The sequence below is a fragment of the Sorangium sp. So ce367 genome (genome assembly GCF_051520455.1).
GTDB lineage: Bacteria > Myxococcota_A > Polyangia > Polyangiales > Polyangiaceae > Sorangium > Sorangium cellulosum_B.
Window position 1 is genome coordinate 10,901,368 of the sequence record NZ_CP150334.1, and the last position, 21,672, is coordinate 10,923,039.

23 protein-coding genes are annotated in these 21,672 nt (G+C 69.8%); 10 read left to right on the forward strand and 13 right to left on the reverse strand.

The window, feature by feature from the left end; translation table 11 throughout:
• Positions 1–49: 49 nt before the first annotated feature.
• A complete protein-coding gene (locus tag WME97_RS41310; RefSeq protein ID WP_437546031.1) occupies positions 50–358 on the forward strand; it encodes a response regulator in 309 nt (102 codons plus the stop codon).
• A gap of 231 nt (positions 359–589) precedes the next feature.
• Positions 590–1,318 (forward strand): Hsp20/alpha crystallin family protein, encoded by a 729-nt coding sequence (locus tag WME97_RS41315; protein WP_437546032.1) that lies wholly within the window; start codon positions 590–592, stop codon positions 1,316–1,318.
• Positions 1,319–1,445: 127 nt separating this feature from the next.
• Here the strand turns inward: WME97_RS41315 and WME97_RS41320 are convergent, their stop codons facing one another.
• The 3 genes from WME97_RS41320 to WME97_RS41330 all read right to left on the reverse strand — a co-directional run bounded on the left by WME97_RS41320 (position 1,446) and on the right by WME97_RS41330 (position 3,791).
• Positions 1,446–2,450: a DsbA family protein gene (locus WME97_RS41320; protein WP_437546034.1), complete on the reverse strand. Its 1,005-nt coding sequence runs from the start codon at positions 2,448–2,450 to the stop codon at positions 1,446–1,448.
• Between the two features lie 77 nt (positions 2,451–2,527).
• Positions 2,528–3,196, reverse strand: a complete 669-nt coding sequence (locus WME97_RS41325; RefSeq protein WP_437546036.1) for a hypothetical protein — start codon at positions 3,194–3,196, stop codon at positions 2,528–2,530.
• 130 nt (positions 3,197–3,326) lie between these two features.
• The gene (locus WME97_RS41330; protein WP_437546038.1) at positions 3,327–3,791 is read right to left on the reverse strand and encodes a methyltransferase family protein; all 465 of its coding nucleotides are present in this window, start codon (positions 3,789–3,791) and stop codon (positions 3,327–3,329) included.
• Between the two features lie 55 nt (positions 3,792–3,846).
• On the opposite strand from WME97_RS41330, the gene WME97_RS41335 reads away from it, so the two are divergent.
• The 4 genes from WME97_RS41335 to WME97_RS41350 all read left to right on the forward strand — a co-directional run bounded on the left by WME97_RS41335 (position 3,847) and on the right by WME97_RS41350 (position 7,460).
• A complete protein-coding gene (locus tag WME97_RS41335; protein WP_437546040.1) occupies positions 3,847–4,500 on the forward strand; it encodes a TetR/AcrR family transcriptional regulator in 654 nt (217 codons plus the stop codon).
• 116 nt (positions 4,501–4,616) lie between these two features.
• The gene (locus tag WME97_RS41340; RefSeq protein ID WP_437546042.1) at positions 4,617–5,600 is read left to right on the forward strand and encodes a MopE-related protein; all 984 of its coding nucleotides are present in this window, start codon (positions 4,617–4,619) and stop codon (positions 5,598–5,600) included.
• A gap of 7 nt (positions 5,601–5,607) precedes the next feature.
• On the forward strand, positions 5,608–6,468 hold the full coding sequence (locus WME97_RS41345) for a DUF692 domain-containing protein (protein WP_437546044.1): 861 nt from the start codon (positions 5,608–5,610) through the stop codon (positions 6,466–6,468).
• The gene (locus WME97_RS41350; protein WP_437546046.1) at positions 6,465–7,460 is read left to right on the forward strand and encodes an HvfC/BufC N-terminal domain-containing protein; all 996 of its coding nucleotides are present in this window, start codon (positions 6,465–6,467) and stop codon (positions 7,458–7,460) included. The genes WME97_RS41345 and WME97_RS41350 overlap by 4 nt, the downstream gene beginning before the upstream one ends.
• On the opposite strand, the gene cysW is transcribed toward WME97_RS41350, so the two are convergent.
• The 5 genes from cysW to WME97_RS41375 all read right to left on the reverse strand — a co-directional run bounded on the left by cysW (position 7,426) and on the right by WME97_RS41375 (position 11,489).
• Entirely contained in the window at positions 7,426–8,328 is a 903-nt protein-coding gene (cysW, locus tag WME97_RS41355; RefSeq protein WP_437546048.1) for a sulfate ABC transporter permease subunit CysW, read from the reverse strand. The two genes, WME97_RS41350 and cysW, sit on opposite strands and share 35 nt — an antisense overlap.
• Positions 8,329–8,359: 31 nt before the next feature.
• Positions 8,360–9,283 (reverse strand): ABC transporter permease, encoded by a 924-nt coding sequence (locus WME97_RS41360; protein WP_437546049.1) that lies wholly within the window; start codon positions 9,281–9,283, stop codon positions 8,360–8,362.
• Positions 9,283–10,341, reverse strand: a complete 1,059-nt coding sequence (locus WME97_RS41365; protein WP_437546051.1) for a sulfate ABC transporter substrate-binding protein — start codon at positions 10,339–10,341, stop codon at positions 9,283–9,285. Before WME97_RS41365 ends, WME97_RS41360 begins: the two co-directional genes overlap by 1 nt.
• Before the next feature lie 277 nt (positions 10,342–10,618).
• Complete coding sequence (locus WME97_RS41370) at positions 10,619–11,233, reverse strand: helix-turn-helix domain-containing protein (RefSeq protein ID WP_437546053.1); 615 nt, start codon at positions 11,231–11,233, stop codon at positions 10,619–10,621.
• 112 nt (positions 11,234–11,345) lie between these two features.
• Entirely contained in the window at positions 11,346–11,489 is a 144-nt protein-coding gene (locus WME97_RS41375; RefSeq protein WP_437546055.1) for a hypothetical protein, read from the reverse strand.
• An 81-nt stretch (positions 11,490–11,570) separates the two neighbouring features.
• On the opposite strand from WME97_RS41375, the gene WME97_RS41380 reads away from it, so the two are divergent.
• Positions 11,571–12,632, forward strand: coding sequence for a hypothetical protein (locus WME97_RS41380; RefSeq protein WP_437546056.1), 1,062 nt, complete (start codon positions 11,571–11,573; stop codon positions 12,630–12,632).
• Here the strand turns inward: WME97_RS41380 and WME97_RS41385 are convergent.
• Positions 12,603–13,436 carry an AraC family transcriptional regulator gene (locus tag WME97_RS41385; RefSeq protein ID WP_437555590.1) on the reverse strand — a complete coding sequence of 278 codons (834 nt, stop codon included), beginning with the start codon at positions 13,434–13,436 and terminating at the stop codon, positions 12,603–12,605. The two genes, WME97_RS41380 and WME97_RS41385, sit on opposite strands and share 30 nt — an antisense overlap.
• A gap of 335 nt (positions 13,437–13,771) precedes the next feature.
• Here WME97_RS41385 and WME97_RS41390 point away from each other — a divergent pair, with 335 nt between their 5' ends.
• Entirely contained in the window at positions 13,772–14,947 is a 1,176-nt protein-coding gene (locus tag WME97_RS41390; RefSeq protein WP_437546058.1) for a pyridoxamine 5'-phosphate oxidase family protein, read from the forward strand.
• Between the two features lie 41 nt (positions 14,948–14,988).
• On the opposite strand, the gene WME97_RS41395 is transcribed toward WME97_RS41390, so the two are convergent.
• Positions 14,989–16,092: a metallophosphoesterase family protein gene (locus WME97_RS41395; protein ID WP_437546060.1), complete on the reverse strand. Its 1,104-nt coding sequence runs from the start codon at positions 16,090–16,092 to the stop codon at positions 14,989–14,991.
• Complete coding sequence (locus WME97_RS41400; protein ID WP_437546062.1) at positions 16,089–17,249, reverse strand: hypothetical protein; 1,161 nt, start codon at positions 17,247–17,249, stop codon at positions 16,089–16,091. The genes WME97_RS41395 and WME97_RS41400 overlap by 4 nt, the downstream gene beginning before the upstream one ends.
• A gap of 183 nt (positions 17,250–17,432) precedes the next feature.
• On the opposite strand from WME97_RS41400, the gene WME97_RS41405 reads away from it, so the two are divergent.
• Positions 17,433–18,344 carry a hypothetical protein gene (locus tag WME97_RS41405; protein WP_437546064.1) on the forward strand — a complete coding sequence of 304 codons (912 nt, stop codon included), beginning with the start codon at positions 17,433–17,435 and terminating at the stop codon, positions 18,342–18,344.
• Positions 18,345–18,357: 13 nt separating this feature from the next.
• On the opposite strand, the gene WME97_RS41410 is transcribed toward WME97_RS41405, so the two are convergent.
• Complete coding sequence (locus tag WME97_RS41410; RefSeq protein ID WP_437546066.1) at positions 18,358–19,038, reverse strand: queuosine precursor transporter; 681 nt, start codon at positions 19,036–19,038, stop codon at positions 18,358–18,360.
• Between the two features lie 791 nt (positions 19,039–19,829).
• Here WME97_RS41410 and WME97_RS41415 point away from each other — a divergent pair.
• The gene (locus WME97_RS41415) at positions 19,830–20,360 is read left to right on the forward strand and encodes a hypothetical protein (protein WP_437546068.1); all 531 of its coding nucleotides are present in this window, start codon (positions 19,830–19,832) and stop codon (positions 20,358–20,360) included.
• A 191-nt stretch (positions 20,361–20,551) separates the two neighbouring features.
• Here the strand turns inward: WME97_RS41415 and WME97_RS41420 are convergent, their stop codons facing one another.
• Positions 20,552–21,640 carry a hypothetical protein gene (locus WME97_RS41420; protein ID WP_437546070.1) on the reverse strand — a complete coding sequence of 363 codons (1,089 nt, stop codon included), beginning with the start codon at positions 21,638–21,640 and terminating at the stop codon, positions 20,552–20,554.
• Between the last annotated feature and the right edge of the window lie 32 nt (positions 21,641–21,672).

Here is a 21,672-nt window from a genome sequence, read left to right on the forward strand (position 1 = left end):
CGAACGTGGGCTGGAGGGGCTGCGTGTCCTGATCGTCGAGGACGAGCCCATGATCGCCTCGTCCCTCGAGGACGCCCTGACCGACCTCGGCTGTGTGGTGATCGGCCCGGCGCTGAACATGAAGGACGCGACGCGCCTGGCCCTCGAGGCCGAGATCGACGGGGCGAGCCTGGACGTCAACATCGCCGGCGAGAAGGTCTATCCGGTGGCCGACATCCTGAGCGAGCGAGGCATCCCGTTCGTCTTCCTGACCGGATATGGCAAAGCCGGGTTGCGCGAGTCCGATCTCAGCCGTCCGGTGCTGCAGAAGCCGTGCAGTCTGGAGCGCTTCGAGGAGATCCTGGCGGGGTGGCGGTGAGCCATTCCACCGGGCTCCCGGGCGCAGCGGCGCCTGCGCGAGCTCGACCCTGCGCGCTCTGCCGAGGACGGCGCGCCCGTGTGGCGCTCCGCGACGGGCGGCGCGGCGCGGCGCGCCATGGCGGACATGGCCAGCGGCGCGGCGTCGACAGGCCACGTCATCTACGCTGGTTCACGCTCGCGACACGGCACCACACTTGCAAGTCCGACGTTTGCAAGAAAGGAGGTTCTTATGGCGGAACAGCAGCGTCAGCCGACAGGCCAGGACGTGTCCGTGAGCAAGTCGCAGCAAGGCAAGCCCGGCAGCCAGGCGACAGGTCAGACCCCTTCCCAGGGGGCCGGCGGTCAGTCGACCGGGATGCAGCGCCAGCAGGGCGGCGGCCAGATGGGGCGGTACAGCGCGGCGGGCGGCGTCTTCAACCCGTTCGCGATGATGAGCCGGATGATGGAGGACATGGATCGCATGTTCGACGACTTCGGCTTCGGAGGGTTGCTCTCGCCGTTCAGGCAGGGCCGCACGATGGGTGAGCCTGGCGGCGGCCGGGGTCTCTCGTCCCTCGGGGGCGGCCTCTGGTCGCCGCGCATCGAGCTGGGCGAGCGCAACGGTCAGCTCGTGGTCAAGGCCGATCTCCCCGGCGTCACCAAGGACGACATCCGGGTGGAGCTCCGCGACGACACCCTGATCATCGAGGGCGAGCGCCGGCAGGAGCAGCAGGAGCAGCGCGAGGGGATGAGCTACACCGAGCGCAGCTACGGGTCGTTCACGCGCGCCATCCCGCTGCCCGAGGGCGTGCAGGTCGACGACGTGGACGCGAGGTTCGAGAACGGCGTCCTCGAGGTCTGTCTGAAGCTGCCGCAGCAGCAGCAGCGCGGCCGCTCGGTCGAGATCAAGAGCGGCGGGCCCTCGCAGGGGACGAGCGCTGGCGGCGGCCAGATGTCCGAGAAGAACCGGCCCAGCTAGCCGATCTCGATCTGGGTCCCACCGGGGCGGCGGCTCGCCGTCGCCCCGGTGTCGCCTGGCGGAGGGGGTCAATCGCCAACCGAGCACGACCCGCAGGCGCGCGCGGCGGCCACGCCGCGCGGCGGCCCTACTTTGCGTCGCGCGGCGTCCCGCCTCCGGGCGCCGCCTCGCGCCCTCCGAGGATCGCGAGCTCGGTCTCGATCCACCGGTCGAGCTCGCCCTGCAGGCTGAACAGCGCCAGATCGAACTCCCGCCCGTTGATGACGATGAACGGCGTCCCCGAGAGCCCGGCGCGGTCGGCCTCGGCCTTGTCGCGCGCGACCACCCGGGCGGCGGGCTCGCCCGCCATGTCGGCGCGGAACCGGGCCATGTCGAGGCCGACCTTCTGCGCGTAGCCGAGCAGGTCCTTCTCTTCGAGCCGCTGCTGGTTCTCGAACAGGAGGCGCTCCATCGGCCAGTAGCGGCCCTGGCGGTGCGCCGCGATGGCCGCGCGCGCCGCGGCGTCGGCGTGCGGGTGCGATCGCAGCGGATACACCTTGTGGATCAGCCGGACGTGGGGCGCGTGGCGCTCGACGACCTCGTCGAGGTGCGGGACCGCGCGCCCGCAGGAAGGGCACTCGAAGTCCGACCACACGACGATCTGGATCGACGCGCGCTCCGGCCCGCGAGAGGGCGAGTCGGCGAGGTCGATCTGCTTCACGTTCGGACCGAACCTCACGCCGTACGCGGCCTGGGCCTCCGCGCCGCTCGCGCCGCCGCGGATCTTGTCGGCGAGGAGCTGCGCGGCGGGCGCGCAGGCCGCGCAGGCGCGCGACTCGCGGACGCACTGCGCGAGCGACACCGCCTGATCGGTGCACGGCGCGTAGAGCTGCGAGACGAGCTGCCACCAGGTATCGCGCTCGCGGCGCACGAGCTCGGCCGTGTCCACGCCGGGCAGCTCTTCCGGCGCGCCGCCGGGCGCGTCGAGCAGCGACGCGCCGGAGGAGCTGCCCGGGGGCCCGGGGAGCGGGACCTCGGGGGAATCGGCGAACTGGGGTTCCTGCCGCTCCGCGCCGCCGCAACCCGGGAGCGCGGCGAGCGCGAGGAGCGCGGCGAGCGCGATCCGTCGTGCACCTGATCTCGGAATGAACACGCGCGGATGCTACACCCCCGCCGCGGCCGGGCCAGGCCGAAGCGCCGCTCGAGGCGCGCTGCCGGCGCCGCGGCCCCTCAGAAGGCGGCGCCGAGACCGAAGGTGGTGCGGCCGGGCGCGAGGGCGACGTGCGGCGCGAACCGGAGCCGGAGCGGGCGGAGGCGGATGTACTCGTAGCTCTCGGGCCCCGGGGGCTCTTCGTACTCGAGGAGCGCGACGTCGACGATGTTGGCCGTGAGCGCTCCGAGGATGGCGCCGAAGACAAGGCCGGTGAGCTCGCCGTCTCTGTTGGGGGAAGCACCGCCGACGACCTGGCCGAGCAGACCGCCGCCGAACGTGCAGCCGACGTTGAGGCCGAGGCTGAGGAAGCCCTTGCCGAGGTGACCGTTGGCCCAGTGGGTGACCGGGCCGCCGAGCACGAAGGGGCCGGCGGTCATCCAGGCGAACATCTCGTTCTCCGTGGCGGCAGCGAGGGGTCCGAACGCGAGGGTCCCGCTGAGCACGAGGAGGTGCTGCCAGCCGTACCAGACGCGCTCTGTCTCGCGCTGCTCGCGCCAGGGAGAGCCCCCGGGCTGCCAGGACCCCGGGCTCGTCGTCCAGCTCGGGGGCGCCTGGGGAGCTCCGGGCGGCGCAGCGGGCGCAGGGAAGGCCTCGGACGCGGGCTGCATGGCGCTCGCCGGCGCCGCCGTGACCACCACGGCCGCTGCACAACCGATCCACAGCCCGCCGCGAAGCATGCCTGTCATCCTGCGATCCTCTCTCCCTTCTTCCCGCGCTCAGGACCTCTTTTACTTCCTTTCTCTCGGCCGCTGCGTGCAAATCCGGCGCCGCTTTCCTGCGAGCGGCGATGGACGGCGGCTCAGCCGGCGCGCGCCGTCAGACCCAGCGCCGCGTCGACCGGGCGTAGGTCTCGTAGGCAGCGCCGAACCGGGCGCGCAGCCGCCGCTCCTCGAACGCGATGTACCAGCGGTCGACGATCGCGACGAAGACCGCCGCGAGCAGGAGCGACGTCGCCGCGCCGCTCAGCGCCGCCATGCCCGCGGCCGCAAGGCCCATCCCGAGGTACATCGGATTCCTGGACCACCGGAACAGCCCGCCGGTCACGAGCCTCGTGGGCTCGGCAAAGGTGTTGATCTCCGTCGCGGCCCGCGCGAACTGCGCCCGAGCCGCGACCGCCATGACGACGCCGATCGCCAGCGGCAAGGCGCCGAGCCAGCGAGTCGACGCCGGGAGCACCGGCGGGAACGGCAGGACGGCGTGAGTCAGCCACATGACCGCCACCACGAGGAGGAGCAGGACCGGCGGGAGCAGATTGCGCGAGGGTGCGTTCGAGGTGATCATGCCCCACCAGTCTAGCGACAGGGCAAAACGCGGAGACTCGCGTTCGGGAGAGACGATGAAGCGCCCAGAAAAGCCGCGCAAAGAGCCTCGCCAGGCGCGCTCGCGCTTCCTCGTGGAGACCATCGTCGAGGCCGCGGCTCGCGTTTTCGACGCGCACGGCTACGACGGGGCGAACACGAACCAGGTCGCCAAGGTCGCAGGGGTGAGCGTCGGGTCGGTGTACCAGTACTTCCCGAACAAGGACGCCCTCGTCACCGCGCTGCACGAGCGCCACGTGCGCCACATGCTGAGGCTCGTCGAGCAGGTGGACGCGGCGGCCGACGGCGTCTCGCTGCGCGGAGCGACGGAGGCGCTCGTCGAGAGGAGCCTCGAGCTCCACCGGTCGGAGCCGCGGCTGCAACGGCTCCTTCACGCCGATCTCCCGACGCTCGAGCAACAGCGCACGCTGAGCGCGGCCAGCCGGGCTGTCTTCGATTGCACCCGGCGGCTGCTGTCGCGCCACGGCGCGGAGATCGTCCAGCCGGATCTCGATCTCGCCACCTACGTTGTCCTGCGCATGTTCGAGGAGCTCGTCCACGCAGCGGCCCTCGATCCGCCCGCGGGCGTCGAGGACGGCGCGCTCCGGCGGGCGATCACCGACGCGCTCATGGGTTATCTCACCGTCGGCGCGACACCGGCGCGGGCGGCGAGCCCCGCGGACCGGCCGTAGGCGCGGGCCCGCGACAACTTGCCGCATATTCCGCGCACGGCGGCCGTGCCACAGGTCGTGCGCCGGGCAGCCAGCAAGAGGGCCCTGCACGTTCCTTCGGAGGCAGGACGACCACCATGACCCAATCGCCGAGATCCACGTTGCTTGCGCTGGCGCTCGCCAGCTTCGCCGCCTTTGCTCCAGGCTGCGGCGACGATGAAGCGGTGACGCCGGCTGGGACCGGCGGCTCCGGCGGCGAGTCTCCCGCCGGGACCGGCGGCTCCGGCGGCGAGGAGCCCGCCGGGACCGGCTCTGGCGCGGGCGGCGGCGAGCCCGTGGATGACGAGGACAGCGACCACGACAGGGACGGCTTCACCCCGCGCGAAGGCGACTGCGACGACTTCAACAACACAGTCCACCCCGACGCCGAGGAGCGGAATCTCGATGGCGTCGACTCCAACTGCGATGAGTCCGACGCGCCGGTCAAGACGCTCGTGTGGAACGGCGGCCCGGAGCCCGACCTGGTGGACGCGATCGACCTCATGGACGAGGACGGCGACGGCCAGATCTCGCTCGCCGAGTTCGCCGCGGCGTGCGCCAAGTCCGCGTCGCTGACGGGCCCCGCGCGCCCCGGCGTGGTCCAGATCAACTCATCCTGCAGCCACTCGAACAGCTGCCGCGGCATGGTCTACCAGTCCTGGAACGAGCTTTACGAGCATACCTGCCGCGCCATGAACGGATGCTCGGGCTGGAGCTGCGTGGAGACCGCCGAGGATCAGGATCGAGACGGCCCCGCGGCGTTCAAGGCGGCGACGTGCGACCACTGCCACTCCGGCTCGGCGGGCTCGTTCGGCGTGAAGGTGCGGCCCACCGAGGACATGGCCACTTACGTCGCCGAGTTCTGGGAGCGCCGCTCGGATCTCTACCTGCAGTCCATCATCGCGTTCGGGATCGACGGCGTCCACCCGGAAGGCTACGCCTACTCGAACATGCCCGGCGCCTACCACCTGCTCTCGCTCGCCGAGATCGATCGGCTGATCGCCTACCTGCGCACCCTGACGCCCGAGGGCAAAACCTTCGACCCGATGGCGCCGGCCGACCCCATCGAGCCGAGCCCCTGAGCGACCGATGAGCGCGCCGCGAGGCCCGGCCGGCAGCCAGGCGCCCGTGGCGCGGGCGCTCCCGCGAGGCGCGCTCGGCCTCGGGCTGCGCCCGCCGCACTACGACGCGATCGAGCAGCTCCGGCCCCCGCTGGGGTTCTTCGAGATCATCGCGGAGAACTACCTTGGCGCGTCGCCGCTGCCCCGGGAGCGGCTCCGGCGCATCGCCGAGCGCTACCCGATCGTCGCCCACGGCGTCTCGCTGAACCTGCTCGGCGAAGCCCCCCTCGACCGGGATCACCTGTCCCGGCTCAAGGATCTGATCCAGGAGCTCCGGATCCCCTATTTCACGGATCACCTCTGCTGGACGGCGTTCGAGGGCGTGACGCACCACGACCTCCTGCCGGCGCCGTACGATCCGGAGCTGATCCCGTACGCCGCCGGCCGGGCGTTCGAGGTCCAGGAGGCCCTCGGTGTGCCCTTCGGGATCGAGAACCTGTCTTCTTATGTTGCGTGGGAGCGCGACACGATGCCTGAGTGGGAGTTCTATCGCCGCGTGGTGGAGGAGTCCGGCTGCTGGTGCATGCTGGACATCAACAACGTCTTTGTCTCCAGCGAGAACCACGGGTTCAATCCGCGCGAGTACCTCGACGACGTGCCCTGGCATCGGGTCTTGCAGGTCCACGTGGCCGGCCACCAGGTCTTGCCCTCGGGCCTGCGGCACGACACGCACGATCGTCCGGTGTGCGACGAGGTATGGTCGCTCTACGAGGAGGCGTGGCGCCGGGGCGGCCCTTTCCCGACGCTCCTCGAGTGGGACGCGGAGATCCCGCCCTTGCACGTGGCGCTCGCGGAGCTCGACAAGGCGCGGCAGGTGCGATCGTCATGAGCCCGAGAGGTGGAGATCCTCCGGGCTGGCTGCGGGAGCTCCAGCGCGACTTCACCGCCGTCCTCCGCGCGCCGCTCGACGCGAGCGCAGGCCGGTTCCGGGAGCGGCAGGAGCGATATCCCGCGGGGCTCGTGGCGCAGGTGAAGGGCGGGCCGGGGGGCCTCGCGCCGGCGGAGCGGCTCGCGATCTATCACCGCCAGTACTGGATGCGGCTGTTCACCGCGCTGCAAACGAGCTTCCCCCGCGTGTCGCGGGCGATGAGCTATTGGCATTTCAACCACCTGGCCGCGCTGCACCTCGCCGCGTGCCCGCCCCGACACGCGGACCTCGACTCGGCGTCCAGCGGGTTCGCCGAGCGGCTCCGCGGCGCGCTGCGCGGCCCTGACGGCGTGCTCAGCGGCCGCCAGCCGGGGCGCCCGGCGCGCGGGCACGAGGACGCGTGGCGCCGGCGGATCGAGCTCTCCAGGGCGCCGATGGCGATGGTCCGCCAGGCGCTAAGCATGGACGAGGCGGAGCGGCTCGCCTACGAGTCGCCGTTCGAGGGCCTCTGGCGGCCCACGCCGGAGGAGCTCGCCGGGCTGGCCGAGGCGCGGCTGCGCTTCGCGGTGTCCTTCACGCTCACCCACGAGGACTGGGACCTCGCGCGCTTCTCGCGGCTCACGGGGGGCGACCTGGGCGATCTGGAAGAGCGCCCCATGGACGCGAGGCGTCGCCACGCGTCCACCCGCGCGTGGGTCTTCGCCCGGAGCGCCTCCGGCACGACCACGACCTCGGTGGATCCGCTGTTCGCCCGCCTGCTCGAGCGCAGCCGGGAGCTCTCGTTCGGGCAGGCCCTTGCCGTCGTCGAGCAGGGCTGCACGACGGCGGAAGCAGCGCAGCTGCGGGCCAATCTGCAGGGCTGGATCGCGCTCGCCCTCTCGAACGGCTGGTGGACGGGCCTCGCGGGCGCCGGGACCGCTAGCCGCGGTCCGTCTTCTTCAGCTCGCCCTTGAACCGCCACTCCACAGCCGCCTTCACGCCCAGCGTGATCACCGACACGCCGGCGAGGAGGCTGGCGACGGCGAACGCGGGCACCACGCGGACCATGTTGGCGTAATAGACGCGCTCCACGTGGAGCGGCAGCGTCACCTGATCGGACGAGCCTGACGAGACCACGTACACGGCGCCGAACTCGCCCATCGCCCTGGCGGTGCACAGGATGACGCCATACAGGAGGCCCCAGCGGATGTTGGGCAGCGTGACGCGCCAGAAGATCTGCCATCCGTTCGCGCCGAGGACGCGGGCGACCTGCTCGTCCTCTGTCCCCTGGGCCTGCATCAGCGGGATGAGCTCTCGCGCGACGAACGGGAACGTGATGAACACCGTGGCGAGCACGATGCCAGGAAGGGCGAAGATGACCCGGGTGGAGACCTCGAGGCTCGTGAACCCGAGGCTCACCGCGTAGGTCCTGTTCACGAACGCGCCGAAGAACCCGTTCGCCCCGAAGAGCAGGACGAAGCACAGGCCGGCGACCACCGGCGAGGTCGAGAACGGCAGATCGATCAGCGTGACGAGCAGGCTCTTGCCCCGGAACTCGAACTTGGCGACGGCCCACGCCGCCGCGACGCCGAAGAGCGTGTTGAGCGGGACCGCGATGGCCGTGGTGAAGAGCGTGAGCTTCACCGCGTGGAACGTCGCGCGGTCGAAGACCGCCTGTCCGTAGGCCCTCAGCCCCTCGCTGAAGGCGTGCCAGAACACCACCCCCAGCGGGAGGACGAGGAACACGCCGACGAGCGCAACGCACAGGCCGATCAGCAGCCGGCGCGCGCCGCCGCCCTCGGCGGAGAATGCCTTGCCTGCCCGGGAGCGCGCGGCGAGCATCTCGTGCCTCGGGTCCGCCGGCCGCGGGCGGTCAGCCCGCCGCCCTGCCTGCGTGGGCGCGCGCGGCGGCGCGCTGGAGCAGGTTGATCGCGAGGAGGAGCGCGAAGGACGCCGCGAGGAGCAGGACCGCGACCGCCGTCGCGTCGGCGTAGGTGCCAGTCTCGTTCACCTCGATCATCTTGATGATCACCTGGGACGCGATCTCGGTGTCCGGCCGGTTGCCCGAGATGAAGATCACCGACCCGTACTCGCCGAGGCCGCGCGCGAGCGCCAGCGCGAACCCCGTGAGGAGCGCCGGCGCGAGCTCGGGCAAGACGACGGCGCGGAAGATCTGGAACCGGCCGGCGCCGAGCGTCGCCGCCGCCTCCTCGACGTCCCGGCTCAGGTCCTCGATCACCGGCTGCACCGTGCGCACGACGAACGGCAGCCCGACGAAGGCCATCGCGATCACCACCCCGAGCGGCGCCAGGGAGATCCTGTCATACACAGTCCACTCGATAGGCCACTCGCGCCATCCGCCCCCGTCCGCGAACCCCCGCCACGCGGGCCACGGATACCGGAAACCCAGGTTGGAGAGCCACCCGCCGAGCAGACCGCTCTCGGCGTACAGCGTGGAGAGCGCGATGCCCGCCACGGCCGTGGGCAGCGCGAAGGGCAGGTCGATCACCGCGTCGATCACGCGCGCGAACGGGAACGTGTACCGGCCGAGCACCCACGCGATGAGCAGGCCGACGACGACGTTGAGGAGCGCGGCGACGAGCGAGGCGCCCAGCGTGAACCGCACGGCCGCGGCGACCCAGCCGCTCGTGATCACCCCGAAGAACCGCTCCCACCCGAGCTCCGCCGTCTTCAGGAACAGCGCGGAGAGCGGCAAGAGGACCACGAGGCTCAGGTAGAGCACCGTGACGCCCAGCGAGAGCGAGAGCCCGGGGAGCACGCGCGCGCGGCGCGACATCACTTCTTCCGCATCTTGTCGAGCTCGGCCCCCTGGCTGAAGTGGACGTTCATCACGGTCGGCCAGTCGCTGAAATGGTCCTTGAACCGGAACAGCGAGAGCGGCCTGAGCCGCTCCGCGTGCTTCTTCGCGATCGCCTCGCTGTACGGGCGGTTGTAGCGCTTCGCGATGAGCTCCTGGCCCTCGTCGGAGAAGTGGAACTGGACGTACGCCTCGGCGACGTCCTTGACGCCGTGCCGCTCGGCGACCTTGTCGACGACCGCGAGGGGGACCTCGATCGTGATCGAGTCCGAGGGGATGACGACCTCGAACTGGTCGGCCGTGGCCGGATCGGCCGCGATCTGGAGGATCTCGTTCTCCCAGCCGAAGAGGACGTCGCCCGTGCGCTGTACGATGAAGCGGGTCGACGAGCCGCGCATGGCCGGGTCGAGGATGGCGTCGTCATAGACCTTCGCCGTGAACTCGCGCGCCGCGGCCTCCGCGTCCGTCCGGCCCTCGGCCTTCGCCTTGCGCTCGGCGTGCGCCCAGGTCGACAGGTAGATCCACCGCGCCCCGCCGCCGGTCTTCGGATCCGGGCACAGCGCCGTGACCTCGGGTCGCGCGAGGTCTTCCCAGCCCTTCACCTGCTTGGGGTTGCCCTTGCGGACCAGGAAGATGACGGCGGACGTGTACGGCACCGAGCCGTTCGGCAGGCGTTCCCGCCAGGTCGCGGGGAGCAGGCCCGCCTTGGCGATGGTGTCGATGTCGAAGTCGACCGACAGGGCGGCGACGTCCGTCTCCTTGCCGGCCGCGATGTCGCGCGCCTGCTTGCCCGACGGGCCGTGATCGGTCTCCACGTCGACGTCCTTGCCCGTCGTCTGCTTGTACCACCGCTCGAACGCCGGATTGAGCTCCTGGTAAAGCTCGCGGGTCGGGTCATACGACGCAACCGAGAGCTTCGCGACCCGACCTTCCGCGCTCGCATCGGGCGCCGTAGCCGTCGTCTTCTCCTCGCACCCCGCGGCGGCCAGGAGCAGGGTACCCAGCGCGAGCGCGGAACGGAGCAGCTCTGTCTTCATCGATCGTCGCCTCCGTGGGGGAAGGGCGGCCACTCTACCCCCGCACAAGGCGCTTGTCGCGACGAGCGCGACCCGACGCAGAGAGCCACGCGTCGAGCGCCGTCCCGGTGACCTTCGATTTCCGCCCACCTCTGCGACGTGCAGAGCAGAGCAGAGCGACGGTCACCCGCACAGGAGACGGGCCCAGATCGGCGTTTTCGGCGCGCAAGCGCACTCCCGTGCGCTGAGCACCGAAAACGCCGAGGTGGGCCCGTATCCGAAGCGGGTGACCGTCGCTCTAGGCGGCCGCGCTCCGGCGGCCAGAGGCACCGTTTCCGCCGTCGTTGAGCTTCGCTTCGTGCTTTGCGACCCACTTGCGGAGCCGCTGCGACAGCGGTGACCGCCCGTTTTCGTAGTTGGCGACCGAGCTGCGCGCGAGGCCGAGCTTCTCGCCGAGCTCGGCCTGCGAGAGCCCGAGCTTCTCGCGAAGCACCTTGAGCGTCGTCGAGTCCGCCGCCCCTTGCGCGCGCGCCGGTGCGCTCGGAGGGGTGGGAGGCACGGCCTCGACCGCGCGCCCGGGCCGCTGTGCGCGCTCGACCGCCGCCGGCTGCTCGGCGCGGGCGCCTTCAGGAGCGGCGCGCCGCGCGACGGGCGCTCGGACGCTGTTCGTGCTCCCCGCGAGCTTCTCGCCGCAGAACGGGCAGAAGTCGAACGCGAGGACCTTGCCCGCGTCGGTGCGGAGCTCGATTCCCTGGATCGACGCGGGAATCCCTTGCGCGCGGCGCTCTTCGCTCCCCCACCCGTACACGAGCGTGAGCCCGCGCTCCTCTTGATTCACCGGTAGCCCGGTCTGACTCATCCGAAGGCAGACCGTCCTGCCGTCGCGCGTGCACTGTCGTCCGATCATGGGCATCGTCATCTCCTCTTTTCCGTGCGGGCGCAGGCGTACCCGGTCGAACTTTTGCGCAGTACTGCTCACCTGTCAAGGTGGACACACGCCAGGTCGAACTTTTGCGCGATACTGTTCATTTGTCAAGGCAGAATAACGGGAAGCCTGGGCGAGGAAGAGGCGATGATGTAGGGATCGTCGACGGGCTCGTTCCCGTCGGTTTCAGTTTCAGCTTCAGCTTCAGCTTCAGCTTCAGCTTCAGCTTCAGCTTCAGCTTCACTCGTTCACTTTTCAGCTCCAGCGTGGGACCCGCGCGTGGAGTGTCCACGTGCCCTCGCGTTCCTGGGGGAGCTTGCAGCCGATGAGCCCCGTCAACGTTTACCACTGCCAGCGATGCATCGCGCCGCTGGAGGCCCCGCCGGGAAGCCGCACGATCGTGTGCCGCTACTGCGGAACACACAACGAGCTGCAGCGCCCAGCGCTGCAGCGCGCAGTCCCGCCCGGCCCGCCCGTCGCCGCGCCTCGCCCCGCTGTGGTGCCGAGACGCACGTCCGCGGCGATCCTCCTCGGGGTCGCCATCGCGATCGCCATGCTCGTGAGCATCGCCGTGCTCGCCCCGCGGGGCGCGCGGGTCGCCAAAACGTTCAGCGGCCCGCTCGAGCTGGAGTGGTCGAACGAGCGCAAATTCGTCGTCAAGTCCGACGAAACGCTCCACGGCGACGTCGCCATCTTCGAGGGCAGTTACCAGATCACCTTCCACGGCTTCCCGGAAGGCACCCGGTGGAAGGTCGGGGAGAAGAGCGGGCGCATCGAGAGCAATATCTATGACATCATCAAGCTCGATAATGTCGAGGGCCAGCTCGGAAAGCTTCCAGTCGCCAGGTACCGCGATCCCCTGCTAGGGCCCAAGGGGAAGCTCGAGATCGAGCTCCCCTCCGGACAGGCAGCTTCCATCGAGCTGCGCCAGGCCGACGCCGCCATGTCCGTCCTGTCGGTGCTCGATCGGGTCAAGAATGGTCCGGTCGTCTTCGAAGGCGAGCCGAAGCAGGAGAACGATCTGAGCAGCGTGCTCCTCCTCGAGACAGCTTCCATGAAGCTCTTCGGCCAGGCGGTCCTGCTGCAAGACGTCGATCTGGTGGCCGTCACGCGCCGGCTCCCCGAGATCAAGGGCCGAAAGACGTGCACCGGGTACAAGGACCGCGCGGGCGAGCCGCTCTCCGACCTGACGATCCGGTTCAAGGAGACCGAGGCCACCGTGTTCGATAGGCGGACCGGGCTCGTCGTGCAGAAGAAGGTCTTTCCGCCGGATGAAGAGTGCCCGATGTTCAGGTTGTCGATCGACGGCGATCGCGAGCGAGAGCAAGACAGCTACCCGCCGACGCGGGACATCGAGTCATGGCTGACCTCCCTGGTCCAGCGTTAGCCGACCGAGACGACGGGCCATGTACCGCGCCGGCGACGCGCCGAGCGCCTTGCGGAACATGGTGACGAAGCTGCTCGCGCTCTCGTAGCCGAGGTCGCTGGCGACGCTCTGCACGCTCGCTCCGCGCGAGAGCCGCTGGAGGGCCAGGACGATGTGGAGCTGCTGGCGCCAGCGACCGAAGCTGAGGCCCGTCTCCCGGACGAGCAGCCGGTTGAGGGTCCGTTCGCCGACGCCGATCCGGCGGGCCCACGTGCCCATCGTCGCGCTATCGGCGGGGTTCTCCGCCATCGCGTCGACCAGCTTTCGGAGGCGCTGGTCGGCCGGCATCGGCAGGCGATGTTTCTCGATCGTCGCCGCCGCCAGCTCGTCGAACAGGACGGCCACGAGCCGCGCATCCGGCCCGTCGAGGTCGTACAGCGCGGGGCGCGCCGCGAGACGGACGAGCAGCTCGCGAAAGAGCGGCGTGACCGAGACGGCGCAGCACTCGGCCGGCAGATCGGGAGCCACGGCTGGCTCCATGAAGACGCCGTAGCCCTCGAGCGGCGCGCGCCCTCGTATCTTGTGGAGCACGCCGGCGGGGATCCACAGCGCCGAACGCGGCGGGACGATCCACAGCGCGTTCGACGCCTCGCACGTGACCTCGCCGCGCTCGAGGAAGAACAGCTGTGACTCGCGATGGCTGTGGAACTCGCTCTCCAGCCCGCCGGTGACCATGCTCAGGCCGACTGCGTTGGCGGGCCGCGCGAGCGTGCTTCGCCACTCGCCACGATCCTCGCGCGCGAAGCGACGCGAGAGCGACTCCATCGCCTCGGCCGCCGATGCGCGCGGCGCGTTCGCGATCTGGACGTCGCCATGAAAGGTCCACCCGGGGGCGCCGATCGACGACGCGGGCGGGGCCGACGAGCCTTTCGAGGTGGAGCCGGCGGAGGGCGAGGCCGACGCCGGCGATGCCGCTGATGACACGGGCGACGCGGGACGCTTCCTTCGCTTCGAACCCATGGCCGGATTGCGAAACAAAATGTCCTCATCTCGGAATGCGGTCAAGGTCGCCGGCTGCGATGGTTCCTCTGCGCGCTCCGGCGGCCGTGCCGGAGCCCGGGAAACCGCTCTTCGGCGGACAGGAACGCGGAGGCTCTTCGATGCGGAAGGTGATGACCGCGCAGCAGATCGAGGCGATCGTCGGCGCCCCGATCCCGGCCGTGCGCATGAAGCAGATCGGCGCCCTGGACGATGGATGTCGGCGCGTCCTCGCCCATGCTCCGGTCGCCGGCTTCGGTTTTCGTGACGAACAGGGAGGCTGGCGCAGCACCTTCGTCGGAGGCGCCCGCGGCTTCGCGCACGTGGAATCGCCGAAGCGCGTTCGGTTCGAGCTACCGGCGAGACACCCGACGCCTAAGTCCGGCAGCGGCGCCTCCTTCGTCTTCCTCGTGCCGGGGATCGGCGAGGCCCTTCGGCTCAACGGCTCCGTGGCCGAGCGACGCGGCGGCCGGATCGTCGTCACCGTCGAGGAGGCCTTCGTGCATTGCGCGAGGAGCATCCTCCGATCCCGCCTCTGGGAGGGGCCGCGCGCTCGCGCCGCCGCCGCCGTCGAGCCGCCATTGCCGCGTGATGGCGCGCGCCACGAAAGCGAAGCCGGACCCCTCGGCGATCCGAGCGTCGCTCGCTTCCTCGCGTCGAGCCCCTTTGCCGTCCTCTCGTCGTGGGACGCCGCGGGCTCGGGCGATACGAGCCCGCGAGGAGATTTCCCGGGCTTCTTGCGGATCCTCGACCACGAGACGCTCGTCATCCCCGATCGCCGGGGAAACCGGCGGACCGATACGTTCCACAACGTGGTGACGTGCGACAAGGTCTCCCTCGCTGCCGTGGTTCCAGGGCGCGACGACGTTCTCCACGTGAGCGGCACGGCGCACGTCACCGACGAGCCGGCGCTCCTGTCGACCATGGCGCTCGCGGGAAAGCCACCGCAGGCCGCGCTCGTCATTTGCGTGGAGCGCGCGGAGCTCCTGGCGAACGAGGCCCTTCAGCGGTCGAAGATCTGGCAACGCTCCGCCGACGTCGACGTCGACGTCGACGTCGACGCGGGCGCCGTCCCCGATCTGATGGCGCTGGCGACTCAGCACCTTGCGCTCAACAAGGGCGGCGGCGCGAAGGCGGCGATGATTCGCCTCCTCGGCAGCGGCGCCGGCGCTTTCCCGAGGCTCCTGCGCTGGCTCATCGATCTCGGTTACCGCAAGGGGCTGACGGACGAGGGCTACGACCGCGGCGCGACGAGGGCGGACGACCCGGAGGGCCAGCGCGAAGGGCGCCTGCGATGACGATCGGCTCGGACAGCGAAGCGATCCGGTTCAGATCCGGTTCAATCCACGCGAACCACGGCGACCTGCGCAATCTTGCCGGGGGGCTCGACATCGACGGTGACGAAATGGCGCCCGATGCCGTCGAGCCGCTCGGGGATCGCGCCGCCGCCGCCTGAGATGTACGCGGGGATCCCCGCGTTCTCGAACGCATAGAACGAGTGGATGTGGCCGTAGAACGTGAGATCCACGCGCCCGTCCGCGAGCATCGTGAGGAGCTTGTTCGCCTCGGCGCGGCTCGCGAATGCGCCGTTGCGGGAGCCCACCGGGTCGAGGGGCGCCAGGTGCATCGTGACCACGTGCAGGAGATCCTGCCCCTCGGTGAGCCAGCCGTCGAGCCACCCGTAGGCGAGCGGATCGATCGTCGCGCTCGCCGAGTCGAGCATCGTGAACTGCACACTCCGGAACGCGAAGCGGTAATTCCCGCGGCCAAACCACTCGTGGTAGAGGTCGTCCCGCGTGCCGAGCTCGTGGTTGCCGAGCGTCGCATAGCAGGGAAAACGGAGCGTCTTCATCTCGCGCTGGAATCGCTCGAGCTGCTCGGGCGAGCCCCGCGACGTGAGATCGCCGCTGATGAGCGCGAAGCGGACGCCCTCCGCCTCGTTCATCTTCGCGTAGATGTCCTGAACGCGGTCGATGTCCTCCTGGACGTCGGCGAAGACCGCGAACCGCCACGGCTCGCGCCGCGCCTCGTCCGGCGGGCGCAGCGAGAGGGTCGCCTCGGCGCCGGGCGGCAGGGAGAGGCGGAAGGTGCGCTGGGTCGGAAACGGCGCCTCGACGAGCTCCACGGGCACGCTCTTGTCCCCGACGCGCGCCGAGAGCTCGGCGTCGGCGAGCATGTTCTCGATCGTGATCTTCCACGGCCCGCCCGCCTCGTCGGTGAGGCGGATCGAGAGCGCGGGCGCGCTCGCCCAGAGCGCGAGCTCGCCCGCGTCGAGGCGGCGGACCGCCGCGAGCCCCTCGTCCACGGTGACGCGCGCCTTCCCCCGTGAGGCCTTTCCCACCTCCAGGTCGCGGCGCGCGCGGCCCTCGGCCACGTCCAGGCAGGAGAGGGCGAGCGGCGCGGTGAGGACGACGAGCGCGAGGAGAGCGTCTCTCAGGATCATGGCGAGTCTCCGGGGCGGAAGAGCAGCGCGAGGCGCCCGACATACGCGGAGCCCGCCTTCACGTCGGCGAGCAGGCCCCAGCGCGGCGAGGCATGGAGCCGGCCCTCCAGGCCGAAATGGCCCGGGACGCCGCTGCCGAGGCCCGGGAGCTTCGCGCCGCCGACATACCCGTCGTGCCGGTGGTCGTAAACCACCTTGGCCTCGCCGCGCGGATACCCCGCGTGCCCGAGGTACGCGCCGAAGGCGAAGCGGGGAATCAAGAGCTCGTTCCCCTCGAGCGGGCGGCGGCCGTGGCGGTAGCCCTCGACCGCGATCCCCCAGCCCATCTCCGCGAACGAGCCCCGCAGCGTGCGCCCGAGGTGGGCGAGATCGAGCCGGCCCTCGAGGCTGACCTCACCGGTGGTGATCGAGAAGTCGTCGGAGGTGTAGCGGTGATGGGTGAGCGCGCCCTCGATCTCGAGGAACGAGCCGTCCGCCGCGCGCGGGCCGTCCGGCGTGCCGGGGCCGATGAAGCGATGCGCGGCCTCGACGCGGAGGCGCGCATTGTCGTCGTTCAAGGCAAACCAGCCGGAGCCCGAGAGGCGGAGAGAGCTCAGGCGCAGATCGATGCCTGGCACGAGGAACGTGCGGTACGCGAACGTGGGGTCATGGACGTAGGCGAATCCGAGCTGCGTCTCGACCCAGGGCAACGACGAAGGAGGGCTGCCGGTGCCGCCCTCCGGGGCAAGCACGCCATAGAGGTCCGCAAGAAGGGAGATCCCGAACAGGCCCACACCCGTCACGGTGGTGAGCACGATCGGCGCGATGACGCGCCGCGAGGCCCCCGAGGCCGCCGCGCTCGCGAGCCCGCCCACGGCGAGGCCGGCGCCCGCGCCCTCGAGCGCCAGGAGGGTCCAGCCCGTGCCCGGCTCACCCAGGATCAGGTGCCCGGTGCCGTGCGCGATGACCCCGGGGAACACCGCGCCGGCCGCGGCGACGGCGCGGCGCCCGGTGGAGACATCCTTGGTGGGTGGCGCCGCGGTCGCTGGCGCCTCGCCTGGCGCGGCCAGGGCCGGGGGGCCTGGCGCGCCATCACCCGCCTCGACCTGGGCCGGCGCGACCACGAGGAGGAGCATCAGGGTGAAGACGTGGCCTGTTGTGCGCGGGGGCCTCAGCATCGAGCTCTGCGTGGCGGGCGCCTACCGTGGCACGGCCGTGCCGGCTTTGCACGCGTCGAGAGCATCTGACCCCACCTCCTCGACGATCCATCCTGAAGAGCTCGCGGCGACGGGGTCCCTGACGCTGTAGCCGGCGCCGCAGGTCGGATAGTGTTGTTCGGCAACCAAGGAGAAGCCGCGAAGATGATCCGATCCTCACGCGCCGCGACGGCGGCCATGACAAGCCTGTTCCTGCTCCCGCTCGGAGCGTGCGTCACGGTGTCGGGGGCTCGGCCTCCCGCGGCGGCCACCGCCCCATCACCCAGCCCGGAGCCCGCGGCCCCTGCGACGAGCCCCGCTCCAGCCGCGACCGCGCCGGCGACAGCCGCCACCGCGCCGGCAACAGCCGCGCCCGGCCCGGCGGCCCCCGCGGTGGTGGATCTCGATGCGCTCTACAGCGAGGCGATCTTCAAGTCCGCCGTCGTCACGCCCGCTGCCGCGCGCAAGCTCGTGCCGCTCAAGCCCGACGCGAACGGCACCTACACCGTGACCACCTGGGCCGGCTGCCGGGGCGACGGCGGACCGAACAAGTGCGGCGCCTACGTGGCGCAGCAGCCCGTGAACGTGAAGTGGGACGTGTGGGTCACGAGCAACGGCGAGCTCCAGAACAAGTGCAAGACGTGGACAGGCGATGTGGTGCTCCAGATCCAGGTCCTCGGCCTGTCAGCCCCGCAGCCGCCGCTCCCCGCGGACACGACGGAGCGGCAGTTCGTCACGTTCTCCGGGGTGCCGGCCGCGAGCATCTTCCGCCCGTGCACGGACGCCCGCGTCGACACCGACTCCTGCGACGGGACGAAGCTGCCTGGAAAGCAGCCTTCACTGGCGCCGGCCGATTACTACAGGTGGTTCACGAACCATGCGATGTCGTCGTGGCAAGTGCCGGAGAAGGGTCAGACGCCCACGGGCTTCCCCTGGACCAGGCTGGGCTACTCGTACAACTGGGCGCCGGGCGCGGACATCTACGGGGCGTCCGAGTACGTCATCTCCGGCGGCACGAAGCCGGTGAAGCTCACCGTCGCCGCCGTCCAGACGGCCAAAGACTACTGCAAGCCTTAGCTGCGGGCTACGCCTACAGCCCCGGTGCGCCCTCGCTCTTCTTGTCGGGCACGAGATAGATGCCCGGCAGGCTTATCAGGGTCATGGCGAATTTGGTCGCGAGATTGATGGCGAAGATCTGCCGGATCACCTCGAACGGCAGCACAAAGGCGAAGGCGCCGAAGCAAAACAGCAGGTTGTCGACCGGGACGCTGACCGCGTTGCTCGTGAGGACCGCGAGCCACTGGCGCCTGGGGCCCGACTTTCTCAGATAGGCCTCGCGGACCCGGTGGAAAACTTCGGTATCTAGCAGCTCGCTCACGACCTCCGCGACGATGCTCGCGAACACGATTCGCCACACCGGGCTCAGGATCGCCGAGAACTGCTCGCCGAGCCCCCAGGACGGATCGGACGGCACTTGCGCGGCCCAGAGGAGATAGAGGGCCATCAGGAGATTGACGCCGCCGGCGCAAAGGATCAGCGTCTGGGCGCCGCGCTTGCCGATGGTCTTGTGGACCATGTCCCGCAAGGTGAAGGTAAGGGGATAGATGAAGGTCCCCATATCCACGGCCAGCGAGAAGACGACGCCGATCTTGAGGCTTGCGATCTGACTGATGAGCTGCGCCGCGATATAGAGCGAGATGACGATGATGGCCGCCGGTCTGACGGCGTTCGTCAGATCTTGGCTCGCGCTCCTGGACGACGATTCGGACATGAGAGTTGTCTCGTTTCTAAGGCGGGCTCGGGGACCGCCGCGGTCTTGAGCCCGGGTGCCCAGGATGTTCATGCGTCGCTGGTGCCTCGCGCCGCTGAACCACCCGGGCGGGATGAGGGGCCTCGCGTCGCTGGACCGATGGCGTGGCGCCGCGAGCCTAGCTGGTCGCCGCTGGCGAGGACAAGGAATCAACGACGACCCCGCAGAGGCTCGCTGCGTGGCGTGCCCGTCTCCGTGCTCGCGCCGCTCGGGACGCGTTTGAGAGAGCCGCTCGCGAGCGCCCGGTGCACCCGCCCCGCCACGTCCGCGCAGAGCGCTCGCGTCCCGAACCCCGGGTGGCCGATCGTCGCGTACGCCCTCGACTCCACGCCCCTCGCGATCGCCACCGACACCGCACCGGGCACGCGGGCGATCTGCAAATTCCGCAAGGGACGGTATCGCCGAAGAGGTGGTGAGCGCCATGAGCTCCGGCCGATGCGGAGTAGAAGGTAGCGAAGACAAGAATCGACGAAGTCGCACACGCCCAGGGCGAAAGACCAGCAAGGCCCACGGTTCACGGACGAGCAGCGCGAGATTGCATCGGAGCTGAGCGGCTGGGCACGCTCGGTCGCCGGAGGGAGCCCCTCGGGCGGCAAGACATGTGAGACGGTCGACCATCACAACAGCGTCGACCTCCGATGGGCAGAAGCTCGACCATCTCCTCGCATTCAAGGTCACTGATAGGGCAGAGTTGTCGCGGGCGACGGGGAGCGCTCGACAGCACATACACGAAGCGTGTAGGCTCACTCTTCATGGCTAAGGACCCGCGTTGCTTCGCCAGCATCACTCTCTCCGAACGCCTGGGTCTCGGCGGCTTGCGGGTCTTCGGAGCCGCGACGTGTCTAGGCGTGCTGATGTTGCAGGGCTGCCGTGACCGCGCCGACGAGCTGCGGACCCCTGCACCTCCTGACGTGCCCCCGACATCGTCTTCGATTCCGACCCAGGCCTCGGCGTTCGTGCGCTCCCGCACCCCGGATTTGTCCGACTGCGGACGCGGCCTCACGCGGCGTGTCGTCGTGCGGGTCAGGGGACAGCTCTCCGCCGAAGGGGGCACTCTGCAGTCGCCCGAGGTCCGGGCTGCTGCTCAGTTCAAGGTCGAGGATCCCGGCAAAACGGACGGCGCCACTTCGATCACGTCCGTCGACCTGCCGGACTTCGCCGCGTGCGTGCGCCCTCGCGTCGCGGCGTGGAGGTTTCCCAAGCCCTCGCTGCGTCCGCCCGCCACTTCCGCGACAGCCCACGCCGTGAGGTTCGGCTTGATCTTTGCTCCCAATTGCTATTAGCGCGATCCGAAGAGACGCTGCCCGCCCCGAGCTGTCTTCCTTCCGAGCTCAAAATGAAAATTCGAGTGAATCTAGAATGGCTGCTTCGCGCGCCGGGGCTCCCGCCAGCACGCCTGCTGCCACCATCGCCGCCGGCCTCCATGGCTCTATCGAGGAGGCATCTATAGCGGGACTCGAACGAGCCGTGCGACTCACGTCGACTTTCCGAACCAACGGAAGGCGGCGATGATCAGGCCGAAAAGGTAGACCACGATGCCCCAAAGCACGGAGAGCCCACCATGGCGAGCCCGCAGCCAGTCGAGCCATGTCGGCATGAGGCTCCGGCGGTTCTCGCCCACTCCCCGGCTCATGCCCCGCACGTGGCCACGAAACTTGAGCTCAATTCGGCCCTGCTTGAACTCCAGCGTCCTCAGCTCGCCGTCCACCTGTTCAAACTCGATAACTTCTCCTGGACGGAGCTTGCGCTCTTCGCCATTGAGCGCCTCGAAGTAAATACTCCCCGACTGGACCGTGGACATCCGGTGCACGCGGGATCGGTTGGCCTTGTGCGCTTCATCCTTCAGGAACGACAGACGACTCACCGAGATCTGCGGGCTCAAGGCGTTCCTTGAGGAGTCGCGGAACCTGATGTCGAGGTCGACTTCATCGCTGGGCTCGAGCAGCACCGCCTTCGCCATGTCGAGATCGCACTGTTGCCGCTCGCCTGATCTCATTTCTACCGGACCGCTGAGGCTGACACGCAACGGTTGCATCTTGCCCGACAACGATAGCCGGTACCCGTCATCAGCGGGTTCGTGGCTGATCCGAACGCGCGTATCGGCAGGTAACTCCAGAGGCTCGAGGGTCATGCTGCCTGCGCGCGAACCATCGCCCGCAGCGGACAGGTGCACATTTACATCGGCTGCACCGGAAGACGGAAGCGGGCGGGCGTCGGCGTCGTCCACGCATGGAAGTACGGGAGTCGTGCGCAACCCAGAGGCGCCCAAGGTAGAGAGATTCATCGTCTCTGTCAGCTCTTGGTTCGGCTGCGAGAGGACGAAATCCACCTCCGACACCTCCAGATCCAGCTCGATCTCGGTCCGGCTCTCTCTGGTGAAGAGCAGTACGCCGATCAGGAGCGTGCCCCCGAATGCGGTGAGAACGGCCCAGCGCTGCCGTGCAGCAGGCGGCCGCGAGACGTCCGAGAGCTCGACGAGGCGGGCCAGCCGTCCGAGGGCTTCAATCTTCTCAGCGGAGACCTGCCCACCGGAGCGGATGGCGTCCTCACTGGCAGCGGTCACCTCCCTGTGGAGCTGATCGCGAAGCTGGTCGT